This window comes from Gemmatimonadota bacterium, assembly GCA_021295815.1.
Taxonomy (GTDB): domain Bacteria; phylum Gemmatimonadota; class Gemmatimonadetes; order Longimicrobiales; family Gaopeijiaceae; genus JAGWBQ01.
Map to the genome: position 1 here is coordinate 1 of JAGWBQ010000028.1, position 16,130 is coordinate 16,130.

A 16,130-nucleotide genomic window follows, 5' to 3' on the forward strand; every position below is an offset into this window, starting at 1 on the left:
CTGGAACCCGCGTTCGCGGTCGACGCGCCGCCGCTGCTGCCCGACTCCGCCGGCGATCATCGGATCGTCGGAACCGCCGCCGACGGCGAGACGCTCTTCTCGATCAGCTTCGCCATGCCCGAGCTGGCGGACGCCGACGGTCAGTCGTCGTTCGTCTTCGTCGTGCCGGCCCGGCCCGGCTGGCAGGCCGCGCTCGCCGCCGTCACGCTGACCGGGCCCGGCGGGACCGCCGCGCTCGACGGCGCCGGCGACCGCGCCACGGCCATCCTGCGCGATCGGCGCACGGGACAGGTGCGCGCCATCCTTCGCGACCTGCCGCCCCAATACCGACTTGCCGCTGACGCAACGGCGGGCGTAACGGAACCCGGCCTGGAAGTGATGTTCAGCCGCGGAATCCCGGACGCCGCCGCCTGGAGACGGTGAGCGCCGAAGTCGACGCGCAGTGCGCCGCCTGAATTCGTCCGGGCATCGTCGAGATTCCCTCGGAGGAGGTGGGTTCGATGACGAATCCGACGTAACGACGCGGGTGCCGCTCAGGTGTGGCTGCAATGCGTATGGTATTGCGCTTTCGAGCCAGAATCCAGAAATCCCGAGAGCAGCTCGGCCGTACGTTTGGCGGCGCCAAGCTCCTCGTGCGCAAATCCGAGTCCGGCCTTTCGTGCACCAGCCCTCCGACTCTCGGAGGCGAGCAACCGAAGGACTGCGGCGACAAGTTCGCCGGGATCGGCGACGGTGAATCCCGCTCCCAGCTCGATAAGCTTCCGGGCGGCGGGAGCCCGTTCGTGCCGAGGACCGAAAATTACCGGACACCCGGCGGCCGCCGGCTCGATAACCGAGTGCAGGCCTCGCCTGCCGAACCCGCCGCCGACGAACGCGAGACCGGGGCCGTCGGCGTCTGCCGCGAGTCCGTAAAGGGCGGCCAGGGCTCCCACCCGCTCGACAAGCACCGTGCCGATCTGGTCCGGCGGCGCTTCGAGGCGGTCGAACGACGAACGTCCGAACTCGATCTCCGCAAAGGTCGTCCACGTCCGTCGATCCCCGAGTCGCCTCGTGATGCCGTGCAGACGAGACTCGCTCGGCTCGTGAGGAGCCAGGACAAGCAAGAGCTCCGGCACCGAGCGTCGCACTTCCCTGATCGCCGGAAGCAGAACCTTCTCGTCTGCGGGCCAGGTGGAGCCGGCCACCAGGACAGGCCGATCCGGTAGGGCGGTCAGACGGGTCCCGGCGCCCGAGCGCACGCGACCAACGGCGGCCTCCGTCCCGGGATCGCCGGTGACTCTCACCTCGGCGGTCACTCCCAGAGCCCGCAGGCGACGAGCGCTGACCTCGTCCACCGCGCAGCAGAGCGAAAGTCCGCCCCAGGCCGGGCCGAGGAGTCTGCGCGCGAGAAAACCGAGACGGCGAGACCCGGCAGAGACCGTGCCGGCGACGAGGGCCGTGGGCGTTCCAGCCCGCGCGAGCTCTCGAGCGAGGGTCGGCCACACCTCGGTCTTGGTGAACACTGCCAGATCGGGTGCCAAGGCACGGACCGCAGGCCGCAACACCCAGGGGAGATCCCATGGAAGGCAGTCGCTGAAATCGGCGCCGACCTCGGAGGCGAAGCCTCGCGCCGACGGCGAGAAATAGGTGAAGACGACCTGGGTTTCCGGTCGAAGTTCGCGCAGTCTCGCGATCACCGCTCGAGCCTGCTGGGCTTCGCCTGCGGAGGGAGCATGCATCCAGACCAGCGGAAGCTCCCGGTCGCCCCGCGCTCGCCCGCGCCCCCAGGCCGCAAGCCTTCGGTGCGCCTCGCTTCGTTCCTTGATCCCTCGGGCGAGCTTGGCGGCGCCTGAACCCGGCGGAGCGGCGCAGATCAGGGAGACGAGCGGCGCGATCAGCCGAAGAATCCAGGTCAGCCCAAGGTAGGCCGTGAACGTTATCCCCATCTCATGACGTAGACCTGGTGCGGGTAGGAATCCGGGAGAACCGGGCATGGAACCGGAGCTCCGGGGGATGCTTCGGGGTAGGTTGCCTAAGGGTCGCCCCGGTCGCGAAGCGGCGTTCGCGGCTACCCGGCCCGGCTTCCGCTCCGGGAGCCGTCGTGTTCACCCATATTCGCACAGGAGATGAAATGGGACTTCTCGTCTTTGGTTTTCTGGTCTTGCTCGCAGGTGCCGCAGTAGTGGTCGCCGGAGCGGCCCTCGTCGGTCCGTCCATGTCGCTCGGTTCTCGCAGGGTGACCGGGTACGGGCTCATGACGCTGGGCGTCGGCTTGATGTGCGCCAACTCGATCACAGTCATATCGGTAGGCGAGGTCGGTGTCAAGCACTTCCTCGGCATGATCGACGAAGATCCGCTAGCCGAGGGCGTACACTTCGTCAATCCGTTCGCCAGCATCGAGAAGATGTCGGTGAGGGAGCAGTCGTTCCCGCCCGACGGAGGGGTCGAGAGATTCGAGGCGCAGACGAGCGAGCAGCTCAACGTCGCCTTGGAGGTGGCGCTGCTATTCACCATCGACGGAGCTGCGGCCCCCCGACTCTACCAGGAAATCGGCACCGAAACCCAGCTCAAGAGCCGGATTCTGCTCAACGCGTTGCGGAACGGCGTCCGGGACGCGGTGGCCACCAAGTCCATCAACGAGATCTTCTCTCCCGATCGTCGCGAGGTCGCGGCCAGCATGCAGCAGGAGATCCAGCTCAAGGCCGGCAACCGCATCGAAATTCTCGATGTCTTCGTGCGGGACGTCCAGGCCCCGCCGAGTGTGCGGGAGGCGATCGAGTCCAAGCTCCAGCGGGAGCAGCAGGTGGCCGCCGAGGAATTCCAGACCCAGATCGTCCAGGAGCAGGCCCAGCAGGAGATCGAGAGGGCCCGAGGCATCGCCGAGTCGCAGAAGATCATCACCGAGGGACTGACTCCCGAGTACCTCACCTATCACTACATCCAGAAGCTGGGCGAACTCCCGGCGGGATCGGTGGTCTACGTTCCGACCGAGGCCGGAATACCGCTCATCCGGAATCTGGGCGGCGGAAACCGGTGACGCCGGGACCGGGGCGACGCGGGCTTTGGGAGTTCGAGGTTCGTCGATCGGCCGGCGGGGAAGCCTGAGATGCGGTTCGCCGTATTCGCCGTGATGCTTCTGGCCGCAGGCGGCTCGGGAGCCTGCTCGCCGGGCTACGTCCTCAGGGCCGGCTTCGAGGAGTGGAAGATCCTGCGCGCCAGCGAGGACATCGAAGACGTTCTGCGCGACCCGGAGGTGGACGAGACCACCAAGAGCAAGCTCGTCCTGGTGCTCGAGGCGCGGCAGTTCGCCATGAGCGAATTTGGCATCGACGTGGGAAGAGCCTACTCGTCCTACGTTGAGCTCGAGCGCGACACCCTCGCGCTGATCGTGTCCGCCGCGCATCGCGACATGCTGGTGCCGAAGACCTGGTGGTTTCCGATAGTCGGCAACGTGCCGTATCGGGGGCATTTCTCGGTCGAGGACGCCGACGAGGAGCGGATGAAGCTCGAGGCGGAGGGCTTCGACGCCATGGTGAGGCCCACGGCCGCCTTCAGCACGCTGGGCTGGTTCGACGATCCCGTGCTCTCGACCTTTCTCCGGTACGACGACGTCGAGATGATCACGACGCTGATCCACGAGCTGGCGCACCTCCATCTCTACGTCGCCGGCGAGGGCGACTTCAACGAGAGCTACGCGACCTTCGTAGGCCGCTCGGGTGCGGTGCGGTTCTTCTGCGGGCGGCGGGCCGGAGGCGAGAACACCCTGAAATGTCAGCGAGCTCGCGTCCGTTGGGAGGACGTCAAGCTCTTCGGGGCCTACATCGACGAGCTGCGCGCCGAGCTCACCCGCTTCTACGCCGACACGACGCTGACCAGCGAAGAAAAGATCGCCGGACGAGAGCCGATCTTCAGAAACGCCCTCAGCCGCTTTGACGCGGAGGTGGCGCCCCAACTCGAGTCGCTCACCTTCACGGGTTTCCGCGACACTGACCTGAACAACGTGACCCTCCTCTCGCGGATCAGGTACTACCACCGGCTGGACGATTTCGATACGCTGCTCCAGGAGTGGGAGGGGGACCTTGCGGCGCTGCTCCGTCACCTGAAAACGGTGGTGGAGGACGTCGACGACCCGTGGACGCTCGTGGAAGGGCCGGCCCGTGATCCCATGCCCTCCCCTTGATCCGATCACCGAGTGATACGAGTTTCACTACTCCGTCCGCTCCCGTACGAGAGTTAGGAGGGGGACCGACAAGCGACAGTGGACGGCCCGCCCGCGAACGGTGCGCCGCCGTTCGGCAACTTTCAACTTAGGAGGAAGAGTGAGTAGAGCAGAGCAACGCCGACAGGCGCGCGGTCAGGGCGGAAGCATGGGGAAGTTCTACGCGATTCTCGGCGGCATCGCTGTGGTCGGGGCCGCCGTGGTCGCGAGTCAGGTCATGGGGGGACCGGGGGAGGCGATCACGACATCGATGGACGTGGCCGCCATCGAGGACGATTCCGTGCTGCTGGCGACGGCGAAGCCGGTCGTCAAGGGTGATCCCGAGAGCTCGATCGCCATCATGCTCTTCGTGGACTACCAGTGCCCGGCCTGCCGTCAATTCGCCGCCATGGTGGAGCCGCAGATCGACCTGCGGCTCGTCGAATCCGGTCGGGCGAGCGTCGAGCAGTACGACTTCCCGATCGAGCAAGCTCATCCCCACGCCTTCCTCGCCGCCCGGGCCGCGAGGTGCGCCGGCGATCAGGATCGCTACCGGGACTACCACGACATCCTCTTCCGCAACCAGGATGTCTGGTTCTATCAGAACGAGGCCGTGGGCGCCTTCACAGACTACGGGGAGGAGCTCGCCCTCGACATGGACGAGTTCGGTGCCTGCCTGCGGAGCGAACGCCACGCCGAGGTGGTTTCCGCCAACCTCCAGTTCGGAACCCGACTCGGGGTCGGCGCGACCCCCACGGTCTTGGTGCTCGACCGCGGCGAGGGCGGAGGCATTCACCGCCTCAACGGCAACACCTACGAAGCCATCGAGGAGGTCGTCGGCGATATCGAAGCCGGCCGCGCGCAAGGAAGCTAGCCGCCGGTGGCTCGAGCGGCGACGATGGAGAACGTCACGGTTCACCGCAACCGGATGGCGATAGCGATTCTCTCGCTCGTAGGTCTTTTTGTGGCGTTCTACCTCTACGCCCACGCGGCGGGGTGGATGGGGGCTCTCCAATGCGGCTTGAGCGATTGCGACACCGTGCAATCGAGCTCCCACGCCCGGCTCGGGCCGGTGCCGGTGCCGCTCATCGGTCTCGTGGGATACGCGTTACTGCTGGGCCTGGCGCTCGTCGGACTCCAGCCCTCCTGCGTCGGTTCGAGCTGGATCGCTCGGCTCCTGCTTCTGGGCGCCGCAGCCGGCTGGGGCTACTCCGCCTACCTCACCTATCTGGAAGCCTGGGTCATCAGAGCGTGGTGCCAGTACTGCGTGGCATCGGCGATCATCATGACCCTGATTCTGGCGGCGAGCCTGCCGGAGGTGCGCCGGAGCTTCGGAGAGGCTCGACGAACACGTCCATAGTACCCCCGCAGACCGCCGGACTCCATGACGCCAGGTCGTCGGTGAGGTCCACGCGCACCATCTCCGCGCGGCCGCTCTCCATGACCCGTCCGGCGGCTTCGATCACCTCGGCCTCTCCGCAGCCGCCGCCCACGGTTCCCGAGAGTACGCCGTTCGCGTCGAGCACCATGCGGGCGCCGCTCTTGCGCGGAGTCGAGCCTCTGGTGGAGACGATGGTGGCGACCGCGCCCCCGGTCGCCGTTTCGCTCAGCCGAACCAGAGCGGCGTCGGTTCCCCTGCGATCGTCGTGAATCAAACGGTTCCGGCCAGGCGGACGCCGCCTCTCACGAGAGAATCGTAGACCCCGGGAGCCTCGAGGTCGGGGAATACCCGGTCCGCTTCGGTGTCGGCGAGCTCCTCGAGGCTGTACTGGCCCGTGGCCACGGCTACGGTCTCCATCCCCGCCAGGCGTCCGCAGATGACGTCGCGCGGCGTGTCGCCCACTATGACCATGTGGCTCGGATGGAGGTGGCCGCCCCAGCGACTCCGCGCCCGCTCCAAGGCGATGGCCGGCAGTTCGTTTCGGTCCATGGAGTCCGAACCGAACGCACCGAACGGGAAAAAGCGCGCCAGCCCTACCGATCCGAGCTTGATCCGCGCACCGTCGATGACGTTTCCGGTGAGAAGAGCCATCTCGACGCCCTCCTCGGCCGCCACGCGATAAAGGAGGTCGGGGATACCGGGCAGCACTTCGGGGAGCCGGTCGGGCAAGGCCTCGGCCAGGAGCTCGACGTAGCGAGCGAGCATCTCGGGAAGCAGCGCGTCCACCCTTTCCCGTTCGACGCCGGCCAAGGCCAGCAGCTCGTGCGCGATCTGCGGGTCGGTCTTGCCGGAGAAGCTGACGAGTTCCGGACGGCCCGGCTCCCCGTAGACCTCCTCCATGGCGGCGCAGAACACGCTCCTTCCGGGGCTTCCCCTCACGAGCGTGCCGTCGATGTCGAAAAGGATTACCCGATTGGTCTCAAATGTCAAGATCGAGGGTCCTGATTGCCTTTGGATCGATGTTTCCGCCGCTGAGCACGGCGACTACCCGGAGGTCTTCGGTCTTGACCGTGCCGGACATGATAGCCGCCACTGTCGCCGCTCCGGAATACTCCACCACCAGCTTCTCGCAGGCCATCAGGTGGGCTGCGGCCTTGAGGATGTCGTCGTCAGAGACGGTGACGATGTCGTCGAGCAGAGTGGAAGCGTGGAGATAGGTAAGCTCGCCGGCTATGACCGGAGCCAGTCCGTCGGCCACGGTGTCGATGCTCTCGAGCTCGACTGGACCGCCCGCCTTGAGAGCCGCCTTCATGGATGCCGCACCCTCGGGCTCGACGCCGATCACGCGGGCCTCGGGGCGTAGAGCCTTGATCGCCGCGGCCACGCCGCCCGCCAGGCCGCCGCCGCCGATGGGGACGAGGACCATGTCGAGTCTCTCCACCGAGTCGGCGATCTCGAGCCCGACGGTGCCCTGTCCGGCGACGATGTCCGGGTGTTCGAACGGTGGCACGATGGTCATCTTCCGTTCGATGGCGATCTCTTCCGCCTTCGCGCGCCGTTCGAGGGAGGTCGTGCCCTCCACCACGATCTCGGCCCCGAGCCGCTCCGCCCCGCGTCTCTTCACGTCCGGCACGGTCTCCGGCATTACGACGGTCACCGGTGCGCCCCGCACCCGCGCGGCCATGGCGACCGCCTGGGCGTGATTGCCGGAGGAGTACGTGACGAGCCCCATCGACACCACCTTCGGCAGGAGGCGGGAGATGAAGTTGTAGGCGCCGCGCAGCTTGAACGATCCGGTGCGTTGCAGGTTTTCGCACTTCAGACCTACGCGGACGCCGGTAAGCTCGTGCAGATGAGACGATTCCACGAGAGGAGTTCTCGCCACCACGCCGGCCAGCCTGCGGGCCGCCGCCTCGACATCGAGCAGCGACACCACCGTAGGCGGAGGTTCGGGAACCGGTACCTGCTTGGCGCGCGGGGTCACGCCTTCTCGTCCGCTTCTCCACCGTCGTCGACCAAAGCGACATCGACAACGGAATCACGTTTACCGAGTGAAACCAGCTTGACCCCCTGAGTCGCGCGTCCGATCAGGGAAATGGCCGAAGCGAGCTGTCGGTTCACAACCCCGTTTTTGGTCATGATCATGAGGTGTTCGCCCTCCCGGACGGCTCGCGCCGCCACGACCCGACCCGTTCTTTCTGAAACCTTGAGGTTGATTACACCGGTTCCTCCCCTCTGTTGCAGCCGGTACTCGTCGATGGAAGTCCGCTTGCCGAGGCCTTTCTCAGAGACGGCGAGCACGGTGGTGTCGTCCCGGAGCACGACCATGTCGACCACCTCGTCGTCCTTTCTGAGGTTCATGCCTTGAACCCCCATGGAGGCCCGCAGCAGGGGACGTACGTCAGACTCCCGGAAACGGATGGCGGCGCCCGCGCTGCTCGCCAGGAGGATCTCGTCGGAGCCCGAGGTCAGCCTGGCCTCGAGGAGCTCGTCGTCCTCGCGAATCCGGATGGCGATGATGCCGCCCTTCTGGACGTGGCGATATGCGGAGAGCTGCGACTTCTTGACTATGCCCTTGCGCGTGCAAAAGAAGACGTACTCGCCGCCGTCGAAATCGCGGACGGGCAGCACCGAGGCGATCCGGGAACCGGGCTCCAGGTCGAGGAGGTTGACGATCGCTGTGCCCTTGGCGTAACGACTGCCCTCGGGAATCTGCCAGACCTTCAGCCAGTGGCACTGCCCGTCGCGCGTGAATACCAGGAGGTAGTCGTGAGTCCGGGCGATGAAGATGTGCTCCACCCAATCGCCGCCCTTGACGTCCATGCCGCGCAGCCCTTTGCCGCCCCGGAGCTGGGCGCGGTAGTTCTCCGGCGAGAGCCGTTTCACGTAGCCCTCGTGCGAGATCGTGATGACCGCCTCCTCGTCCACGATCAAGTCTTCGACGTCGAAGTGCCCGATCGGGCCCGTGATCTCGGTCCGCCTCTCGTCGCCGTACTTGTCGCGGACGATCCGCAGTTCGTCGGCGACCACCTCCATGCGGCGTTCGCGCGACGCGAGGAGCTCGCGAAGCTCGCGGGCCGTTTCTCGGATCTGCGCGAGCTCGGTCTGCAGTTTCTCGATCTCGAGACCGGTCAGACGCGAGAGTCGCATCTCCAGAATGGCTTTCGCCTGCTTCTCGCTCAAATCGAACGCTTCGATGAGCTGGCTCGACGCGGTCCCGGAGTCGGGCGATCCCCTGATGATCCGGATCACCCGGTCGATGTTGTCGACCGCGATCACCAACCCCTCGAGCACGTGCTGGCGAGCCAGAGCCCGGGCCAACTCAAACTCGGAGCGCCTGACCACTACGTCGTGCCTGTGCTCGATGAAATGGCCGAGGATGCGACGCAGCGGCAGGATGCGCGGCTCGCCGTCCACAAGCGCCAGCATGATCGCGCCGAAGGTCCGCTGCATCTGCGTGTGCCGGTAGAGCCGGTTGAGCGCCACGAGCGGTACCGCGGAGCGCTTGAGCTCGATGACGATGCTCATGCCGCGCCGGTCGGACTCGTCGCGGAGGTCGGAGATGTCCGGCAGACGACCGTCGCGCACCCCTTGAGCGATCTCTTCGATCAGTCGCGACTTGTTCACCATGAAGGGGATTTCCATGACGACGATGCGGACCTTGCCCCTGCGGTCCTCCTCGATGGTCGCCCTCCCTCGCTGGGTGATGCGCCCGCGCCCGGTCCGATATGCTTCGCGGATGCCCGAGCGTCCGCAGATGAAGGCGCCCGTCGGGAAGTCCGGGCCGGTGACGATGTCTTCGAGCCGCGCCTGCGGCAGTTCCGGGTCTTCGATCAGCGCGAGTGCGCCGTCGACCACCTCGGCGAGATTGTGGGGAGGCACGTTGGTGGACATCCCGACCGCGATGCCGGACGAACCGTTGACCAGCAGGTTGGGGATGCACGTCGGCAGCACCGTCGGCTCGTTTCGGCTGCCGTCGAAGTTGGGTGCGAACTCGACGGTCTCCTTCTCTATGTCGTTGAGGAGCTCCGGCGCTATTCGGGAAAGCCGGGCCTCGGTGTAGCGATATGCCGCCGCGGCGTCGCCGTCGATGGAACCGAAGTTGCCCTGGCCGTCGATGAGCGGGTAGCGCAGCGAGAAGTCCTGAGCCATGCGCACAAGCGAGTCGTAGACTGCGGAGTCGCCGTGCGGATGATACTTGCCGAGCACGTCGCCGACCACAGTGGCGCATTTCTTGTAAGGGCGGCCGGGCCCCAGACCCAGCTCGCTCATGGCGTAGAGGATACGTCTGTGCACGGGCTTCAGCCCGTCGCGGACATCGGGGAGCGCGCGTTGGACTATCACGCTCATCGAATAGTCGATGAAGGATTCCCTCATCTCCCTTTCAAGCGTCTTTGGCCGAATCCGCCGCGCTTGGCTCTCCTGTCCGGAGAGGTCTTTTTCTTCGCTCATGTAGTAAAGTGGCGGCGGTGGTTCAACTCCACCGAATGTGATCGCGCATACCAATTAAATATAACACCTTCGCCACTGGCTGCGACCGCCCCTTGCCGCTCTCTTCGACCGCCCTCGGTGCGACACGGCTCCGGGCCGGGACCGGGCTACCCTCCGAAGAAGCGCTCGGGGATGCGTTCCAGGTCGGACAGGGGCGTGCCGCTCCCGCCGCGCCGGACCAGCACCAGTTCGCCTGCGACGGCGACCGCTATCTCCTCGGGGGTTTCGGCGCCGATGTCGAGGCCGATGGGTGCGTGGATCCTGGCGAGACGCTCGGCCGGGATCCCGTCGGCGATCAGTTGGACGTAGGTGGCGCGCACCCGCCGCCGGCTGCCGATCATGCCGATGTAGGCCGGAGGAGGGTCCGACTCCAGCGCCTCCGCGAGACACGTGTAGTCGTAGCGGTGACCGCGAGTGACCAGGACTATATGGGAGCGGGAGTGCAGCGGGACGTCGACGAAGGGACGGTCGAAGTCGACGGGAAGGAGGCGGGCGGCCTCCGGGAATCGCTCGCGGGTGGCGAAGCCGGGGCGGTCGTCGAGCACGCTGACCCTGAAGCCTATCTGGGAGCTCATTCGGGCCAGGGGAATGGCGACGTGTCCTGCTCCGACGATCACCAGCTCCGGGTCCGGACGGTGCGTCTCGACGTAGATGTCGAAGCTGCCGGCCTCCGTGGCGAGGGTCACGACCCCTGGGAATCGCTCGCCGTCGGGCCCGCGGTCGTCGGCGACGGCCTTCCTCAGCGCCTTTTCCGCGACATGGTCGAGCTCGGCGTCCCCCAGCGAGCCCGTCACCTCCGTGCCTGCGGCAGCATCGCCCGGAGGTCCGTATCCGGCGATCGCGACCATGCGTCCACCCGGCTCGGTGTCCGAACCCGACCGGACCAGGAGCGCCACTGCGGCCTCAGAGCCGGCCCGTACCGCCGCGGCCAGGGTCCGGGTCGCCTGCGCCGCGGTCAGCATCGGCGGTCCTCGCAGGATCTCGCACGAGCGCCGAGTGCGACAGAGCGCCGTCCTGCCGTGGGAAGTTCGTCCACGGGCCTGCTAGGGATCCCTGCCGAAGGCGGCTCGGTAATCGCCCGGGGTGTCGATGTCCTGGGTGACCCCGGCGCACTCCACGTCGCGGTATGTTCTTCGCTCCTGGTGACGTCTCGTGACGGTGCGAACCCCGTCCTCCAGGGTCGGTGCGAGGAGCTCGCCGAAGAGCGCGGACCCGATGAGCACGGGATGACCGCTCCCGCCCCGGTAGCGGGGCACCGCCAGGGCCGGAGCCCGGTCGTCGTCCGGGTCGAACGTGCGGGCCGCCCGGATCAGGGCCTCGACGGCCTCCGCCGACACCAGCGGGTGGTCCACCGGATGCCACAGCACCGCCGCGACACCGCTCGACGGGGCCGAATCCGGACTCGCGCCCAGAGCCTCGAGCGCGGCCCTCATGGACGAGATCGGTCCGACGGACGGGTCGGGGTTCCGGACACACTCCGCGCCGGCCCGCATCACGGTCGCGACACCGGGCGTTCCGTCGGGGCCGATCACGACCAGAACTCTGTCGCACCCTCCGTCGCGGTGCGCGGAGACGATTCGTTCGAGGAAGCTGCGCCCACCGGCGTCGAGAAGAGCCTTGGGCCTGCCCATGCGCCTGGATGCGCCGGCGCAGGGTATCACACCGGCGATCACGTCCCTGCCGCTTGTGGCCCGCGGACGATCTCCCGCGAGCACCGAGAGCCTCCTACCGGTCCACGGATCGCTAAAGCTTGGCGCGCTCCTCCGCGTTTTCGCGGCCGAGCGTTATCGTGACGGGCTCGGAGCCTTCGATCGTTATCGGGAGGTTCCAATAGAGTTCCGTGTACACGAGCTCGTAGCGTGCGTGCACCCAGTATTCGCCGGGCGCGACCATGAAGGTGCCCCGGGCCACGCCGCTGGCGTCGGTGGTGTCGTACATGCGGTCCGCGCCCGCCTCCGCAAGCTTCAACTCGATGACCTCCGTGATGTTCGCGTAAGCCTCGTCGGCCCAGATGTCGCGCTGCATCTGCACGGCTCTGGACTGCGCCACCGTCGCCACTTGGAGTTCGGTGAAGGCCTCGAAGGCACGATCCTTGTCACGCTCGATGCGGGTCAGCCGGCCTTCGAGCGTGTTGAACTCGGTAAAGAGTTCCTGGTAGCGACGCTCTCCCCGGCTGTACTGCTCCATCTCCCCCGAGATGGTCTGGAGCCGGCTGCGAGTCCCTGACCATTCGAGTTCCAGCGTCCGCCAGACCCCCTGCGCTTCCTGCACGTCGGTGCGAGCCTGCCGGAGTTCCTCGGGGATCTCGGGTTCGGGACGTTCGGCCTCGGCGTAGACGGCGCCCAGGGAGTCGAAGAGATGGTCGCGGTCGTAGGGAAGCAACTGGACTTCGATTCCCTCCAGGGTTTCGTCGTCGACCTGGACGAGAACGACGACCTCCGCCGAGGCGCAGGCGGATGCGGTGACCGCGAGAAGAGCGGCTGCTGCGAGGCGCTTCATGCTGGTGCTGACTCCGTGTTGCGTGAGCGTTCCGGCTCTGATCGCGGTCGGATGCGACCACGAAATCGAACGAAAATATGAAGGTTGTCTCGATTTAACGCAAGACTCGACAGTTCTCGATATCGTTCCGGCTCGTCGCCTCCGTCCCGCCGGTCATCCTTCGAGCAGGCGTTGGGCAGCTCGGACGAGGTCCTGATCGGCGCCGGTTCCGGTGTACCGCACGCGACCCTCGGCGTCGAGCATGACCACCGTCGAGGTGACGAAGGCGTCGTAGGCTCTGACGGCGTCGCCCTTGCCGTCCCAAAGGTAGGGGTAGGCGGCCTCGTGCCGGCTTAGGTGTCGGATGACCCGCCGAGGCGTCTGATTCACCCCCACCGCTATGGCGACGATGGCGAACCCCTCACCGTGGCGCTCGCTGAGTTCGTCGAGCTGAGGCTGGAGCGCTTCGCACTGATCGCACCAGCTCGCCCAGAATTCGATCAGGGCGGGCCTTCCCGCGATGAGCTCGGCCAGATCGACCGGGTTGCCGTCCAGGTCTTCGATGACGACCGCAGGAGCTTCCGAGCCTATGGGCAGGGAGACCCCGTTCCCCTCGGTGGACTGGGCCCGGAGCGTGAGGGGCGATGCGAGATGGCCGGCGGCCAGGACGAGGCCGGTGGCGAGCGGGGCGGCGAGGCTTCGGAAGAAGAACGGAGAAATCATCTTAGCGGGAGTTGGCAGCGAAGGCGACGCGTGCCGCGTCGGAGCGCTTGCGGAAGGGGTTCACAGGTTGTAACCTGCCTGGACGAAGTAATACTGAGCCATGGCTATCATTGTTACGGCCGACGCCCGCTTCACCCATACCATCCAACCGCCGGTGCGGGGCAACCGCGAACTCAGCCCGGCGAAGACGCCCACGCCGATGAGGAGCGAGGTCATCCCGAGCGAGAAGACGAAGAGGTAGGCGAATCCCCAGAGGCCGGCCCCCGTCGCCGCCACCCAGGTGAGCACGACCGCGAACGCCGGTGCGCCGCAGGGGGCTGCGACCACTCCGGACATCGCCCCCATCGCGAAGACGGCCGGATAGGAGCCCGCTCCGGTCCGCGACGCCCGCTCCAGAAGTCCGCGCGGAATGGGGACCGGCAGCACGTCGAACATGACGAGAGCGAAGAGGAGCAGAAGGTTGCCGATGCCCAGAAGCGCCCACGGACTGGCGCTGACCGTCCCGAAGATCTCACCGGTGACTCCCGCGACCGCGCCCAGCACGGCGTAGAGAAGAGCGAGACCGACCGCGTAGGTGAGCGAGAGCGCCACGGTGCGCCGTCGCGTCTGACCGGCCCGCGAGCTTCCGGCGATCACCGCGCCCGTGATCGGAATCATCGGGTAGACGCAGGGCGTGAGGCTGGTGAGCACCCCGGCGCCGAACATGAACGCCAACGCGATCAGCGGATCGCCCGATAGAGCGTCGCTCCAACCCGAGCTCGGCTCGATCTGCGCCAGGAAGAGGAGGTTCAACGGGGGAGCCGGGAGATGGGGGCGACGGAGGGACGGCCGCAATCTGAACACTGACGCTACGGGGGTGTTCCAAACGCCGAACCCATGAAGAAGGAACCGACCATACCTGGAAAACCGCACGCCGGCTCCGTGTCGCGCGGGCAGGCCTGCCGGAAGCTTCGGCGACGAAGGTCGCCGGGTCTCCTCCCGGTCCTGGGGCTGACGTTCGCCCTAGGGGCTTGCGGCGAGGACGAGCCGCCGGCCCTGAGCGTCGGGTCGGTAAGCTATTCGGCGAACGAGCTGTTGGGGCTCACCGCCGAAAGGCGCGAGGCGCTGGCCACCATCGCCGGCCTGGGACTTGCGATCGCGGACTCCAGCGTGGAAGAGCTCGGGGCCCCGTTGGTGGATCGCCGCGCCGACGAGCGTCTGCTAGACCTCCTCAGGGCCGATCTGACGGTCGAGAGCGCGGGAATCGACGGCGCCGAACTCGAGCGAAGGTACGGGGCCGATCCGGACTGGGAACTCACGGTGCGCCACATTCTCTTCTTCAGCGAGCGCTTCAGGTCGCCGGAGCGGAGACGGGCCGCGGAGGAGAAGGCCGGACGCGCCTTGCGGCTTCTCCGCGACGGTGCCGACTTCGCCGAAACCGCGGCCATGCTCTCGGAGGAACCCGGGGCCGAGGGAAGCCAGGGCCTGCTCGAACCTGGTCGCCGGGGTTCGTGGGTGGAAGAATTCTGGAGCGCGGCCCTGGAGCTCGAACCCGGTGAGATCAGCGAAGTGACCGAAACCAGGTACGGCTACCACATTCTCCGGCTCGAGGCGCGCGAACCGCTGCCCTTCGTGGATGGCCGCTCCGAGCTCGTCGAGAGTATCGCCGCCGGGCTGGGATCGCTTGCGGAGCTTACGCTGAACTCGCCCGACGACACCGCCGCCGCCCTGGCCCAGGCCGAGCGAAGGGAGCTGACGCTGCCCGCGGGCGCGCGCAAGAGGTTGATGGACGAATGGATCGCCGACGCGCGCTACTGGAGCGAGGCGCTCGGATTCACCCGCGGCCTGACTCCCGAAGGGGTGGCCGCGGCAGCCTTGGCCGCGTTGGGCCTACCGGCACAAAACGCGGTCATCGCCCGTAACGAGCTTCAGCTTCCCCAGCACGCGGCGCTGACCCGCATGCGCTACGCAACCTTCGTCGCACCGGCCTTCTGACATGTCCGCAGCCCCAAAGATCAAATTCGCGGCGATCCTCGCGGTCTATCTCACCGCCATCTGGTTCCTCTGGAACACGCCCTACATCTTCCCGATCAAGATCTTCGTGGTCTTTCTCCACGAGGTGAGCCACGCCCTGACCGCGGTGCTGTCGGGAGGATCGGTGGAGAGCATCGAGATCAACAGGCTCCAGGGCGGATATGCGATCACGAGGGGAGGGATACCCTTCCTGTCCGCGAGCGCCGGCTACCTCGGGAGTCTTTTCTGGGGCGTGGTCCTCGCCAGGCTTGCCATGTGGCGCAGGGTGAGCGGAGGCCTGACTCTGGCGATCCTGGGCGTGCTGGTGCTGGTCACGACAGCGGTCTGGGTGCGGGGCGAGTTCGGATGGCTCTTCGGCGCGCTCTTCGGCGCCGGATGCATCCTGGCCGGCAGGTTCCTCCCTCGGACCGTCAGCCGAGGTACGGTTCTGCTGCTCGGCCTCACAAGCATTCTCTATGCGATCTGGGACATCAAGGACGACATCATCGACCGTCCCGAAGTCATGTCCGACGCCGCCATTCTCGCTGAGATGACCGGATTTCCGACGATGTTCTGGGGCGTCATCTGGATCGCCGTCGCCATGTTCGTCGCCTGGAAGGAGCTGGTCAGAGCCTTCAGACGCGCCGGGGCGCCCGGGAGGGAGCAAGCCGGGGGCGAGTAGGCTCGGCCTCGCGAACCTCGGTAGGTCCGCCCGGTTGAAACTGGGCCTGCGGGACCTGTCTCTCGGGATGCAAGAACCTCAATATGGCCACCGAGCGGCCACGCGAAGTGTCCGGTGCCCACCTCTTTGGAGTTGCCCCGCTATGACGGACATGTTTCCTTTTGGGTGCAACCTAAGGAGGTGAGTCATGGCGGGAAGAAGGCGAG

General features: G+C 66.8%; 17 protein-coding genes. 7 read left to right on the forward strand and 10 right to left on the reverse strand.

Annotated features, from left to right (window positions below):
• On the forward strand, nucleotides 1-423 hold a 423-nt coding region (locus J4G12_10015), incomplete at its 5' end, for a hypothetical protein (GenBank protein ID MCE2456126.1).
• A 110-nt stretch (nucleotides 424-533) separates the two neighbouring features.
• Here the strand turns inward: J4G12_10015 and J4G12_10020 are convergent.
• A complete protein-coding gene (locus tag J4G12_10020; protein MCE2456127.1) occupies nucleotides 534-1,925 on the reverse strand; it encodes a hypothetical protein in 1,392 nt (463 codons plus the stop codon).
• 185 nt (nucleotides 1,926-2,110) lie between these two features.
• Here J4G12_10020 and J4G12_10025 point away from each other — a divergent pair, with 185 nt between their 5' ends.
• The 4 genes from J4G12_10025 to J4G12_10040 all read left to right on the forward strand — a co-directional run bounded on the left by J4G12_10025 (nucleotide 2,111) and on the right by J4G12_10040 (nucleotide 5,537).
• Nucleotides 2,111-3,016 (forward strand): prohibitin family protein, encoded by a 906-nt coding sequence (locus J4G12_10025; GenBank protein MCE2456128.1) that lies wholly within the window; start codon nucleotides 2,111-2,113, stop codon nucleotides 3,014-3,016.
• A 69-nt stretch (nucleotides 3,017-3,085) separates the two neighbouring features.
• Nucleotides 3,086-4,159, forward strand: coding sequence for an aminopeptidase (locus J4G12_10030; protein ID MCE2456129.1), 1,074 nt, complete (start codon nucleotides 3,086-3,088; stop codon nucleotides 4,157-4,159).
• 139 nt (nucleotides 4,160-4,298) lie between these two features.
• The gene (locus J4G12_10035) at nucleotides 4,299-5,051 is read left to right on the forward strand and encodes a thioredoxin domain-containing protein (protein MCE2456130.1); all 753 of its coding nucleotides are present in this window, start codon (nucleotides 4,299-4,301) and stop codon (nucleotides 5,049-5,051) included.
• Nucleotides 5,052-5,057: 6 nt separating this feature from the next.
• Entirely contained in the window at nucleotides 5,058-5,537 is a 480-nt protein-coding gene (locus J4G12_10040) for a vitamin K epoxide reductase family protein (GenBank protein ID MCE2456131.1), read from the forward strand.
• Here J4G12_10040 and J4G12_10045 read toward each other — a convergent pair.
• From J4G12_10045 to J4G12_10085, 9 genes are all read right to left on the reverse strand, one after another.
• The gene (locus J4G12_10045; protein MCE2456132.1) at nucleotides 5,461-5,796 is read right to left on the reverse strand and encodes an XdhC family protein; all 336 of its coding nucleotides are present in this window, start codon (nucleotides 5,794-5,796) and stop codon (nucleotides 5,461-5,463) included. The genes J4G12_10040 and J4G12_10045 overlap by 77 nt on opposite strands.
• 32 nt (nucleotides 5,797-5,828) lie before the next feature.
• Nucleotides 5,829-6,548 (reverse strand): HAD family hydrolase, encoded by a 720-nt coding sequence (locus J4G12_10050; protein MCE2456133.1) that lies wholly within the window; start codon nucleotides 6,546-6,548, stop codon nucleotides 5,829-5,831.
• Complete coding sequence (locus J4G12_10055; GenBank protein ID MCE2456134.1) at nucleotides 6,538-7,494, reverse strand: threonine/serine dehydratase; 957 nt, start codon at nucleotides 7,492-7,494, stop codon at nucleotides 6,538-6,540. The genes J4G12_10050 and J4G12_10055 overlap by 11 nt, the downstream gene beginning before the upstream one ends.
• A gap of 44 nt (nucleotides 7,495-7,538) precedes the next feature.
• Nucleotides 7,539-10,010, reverse strand: a complete 2,472-nt coding sequence (gene gyrA, locus J4G12_10060) for a DNA gyrase subunit A (GenBank protein MCE2456135.1) — start codon at nucleotides 10,008-10,010, stop codon at nucleotides 7,539-7,541.
• A 146-nt stretch (nucleotides 10,011-10,156) separates the two neighbouring features.
• On the reverse strand, nucleotides 10,157-11,011 hold the full coding sequence (locus tag J4G12_10065) for an XdhC family protein (GenBank protein ID MCE2456136.1): 855 nt from the start codon (nucleotides 11,009-11,011) through the stop codon (nucleotides 10,157-10,159).
• An 81-nt stretch (nucleotides 11,012-11,092) separates the two neighbouring features.
• Nucleotides 11,093-11,764, reverse strand: a complete 672-nt coding sequence (locus tag J4G12_10070) for a nucleotidyltransferase family protein (GenBank protein ID MCE2456137.1) — start codon at nucleotides 11,762-11,764, stop codon at nucleotides 11,093-11,095.
• Nucleotides 11,765-11,792: 28 nt separating this feature from the next.
• Entirely contained in the window at nucleotides 11,793-12,548 is a 756-nt protein-coding gene (locus tag J4G12_10075; GenBank protein MCE2456138.1) for a hypothetical protein, read from the reverse strand.
• A gap of 153 nt (nucleotides 12,549-12,701) precedes the next feature.
• The gene (locus J4G12_10080) at nucleotides 12,702-13,250 is read right to left on the reverse strand and encodes a TlpA family protein disulfide reductase (protein MCE2456139.1); all 549 of its coding nucleotides are present in this window, start codon (nucleotides 13,248-13,250) and stop codon (nucleotides 12,702-12,704) included.
• Nucleotides 13,251-13,310: 60 nt separating this feature from the next.
• A complete protein-coding gene (locus tag J4G12_10085; GenBank protein MCE2456140.1) occupies nucleotides 13,311-14,042 on the reverse strand; it encodes a sulfite exporter TauE/SafE family protein in 732 nt (243 codons plus the stop codon).
• 84 nt (nucleotides 14,043-14,126) lie between these two features.
• Here J4G12_10085 and J4G12_10090 point away from each other — a divergent pair, with 84 nt between their 5' ends.
• The gene (locus tag J4G12_10090; protein MCE2456141.1) at nucleotides 14,127-15,224 is read left to right on the forward strand and encodes a peptidylprolyl isomerase; all 1,098 of its coding nucleotides are present in this window, start codon (nucleotides 14,127-14,129) and stop codon (nucleotides 15,222-15,224) included.
• Between the two features lies 1 nt (nucleotide 15,225).
• Nucleotides 15,226-15,924 (forward strand): M50 family metallopeptidase, encoded by a 699-nt coding sequence (locus J4G12_10095; protein ID MCE2456142.1) that lies wholly within the window; start codon nucleotides 15,226-15,228, stop codon nucleotides 15,922-15,924.
• Nucleotides 15,925-16,130 lie beyond the last annotated feature (206 nt).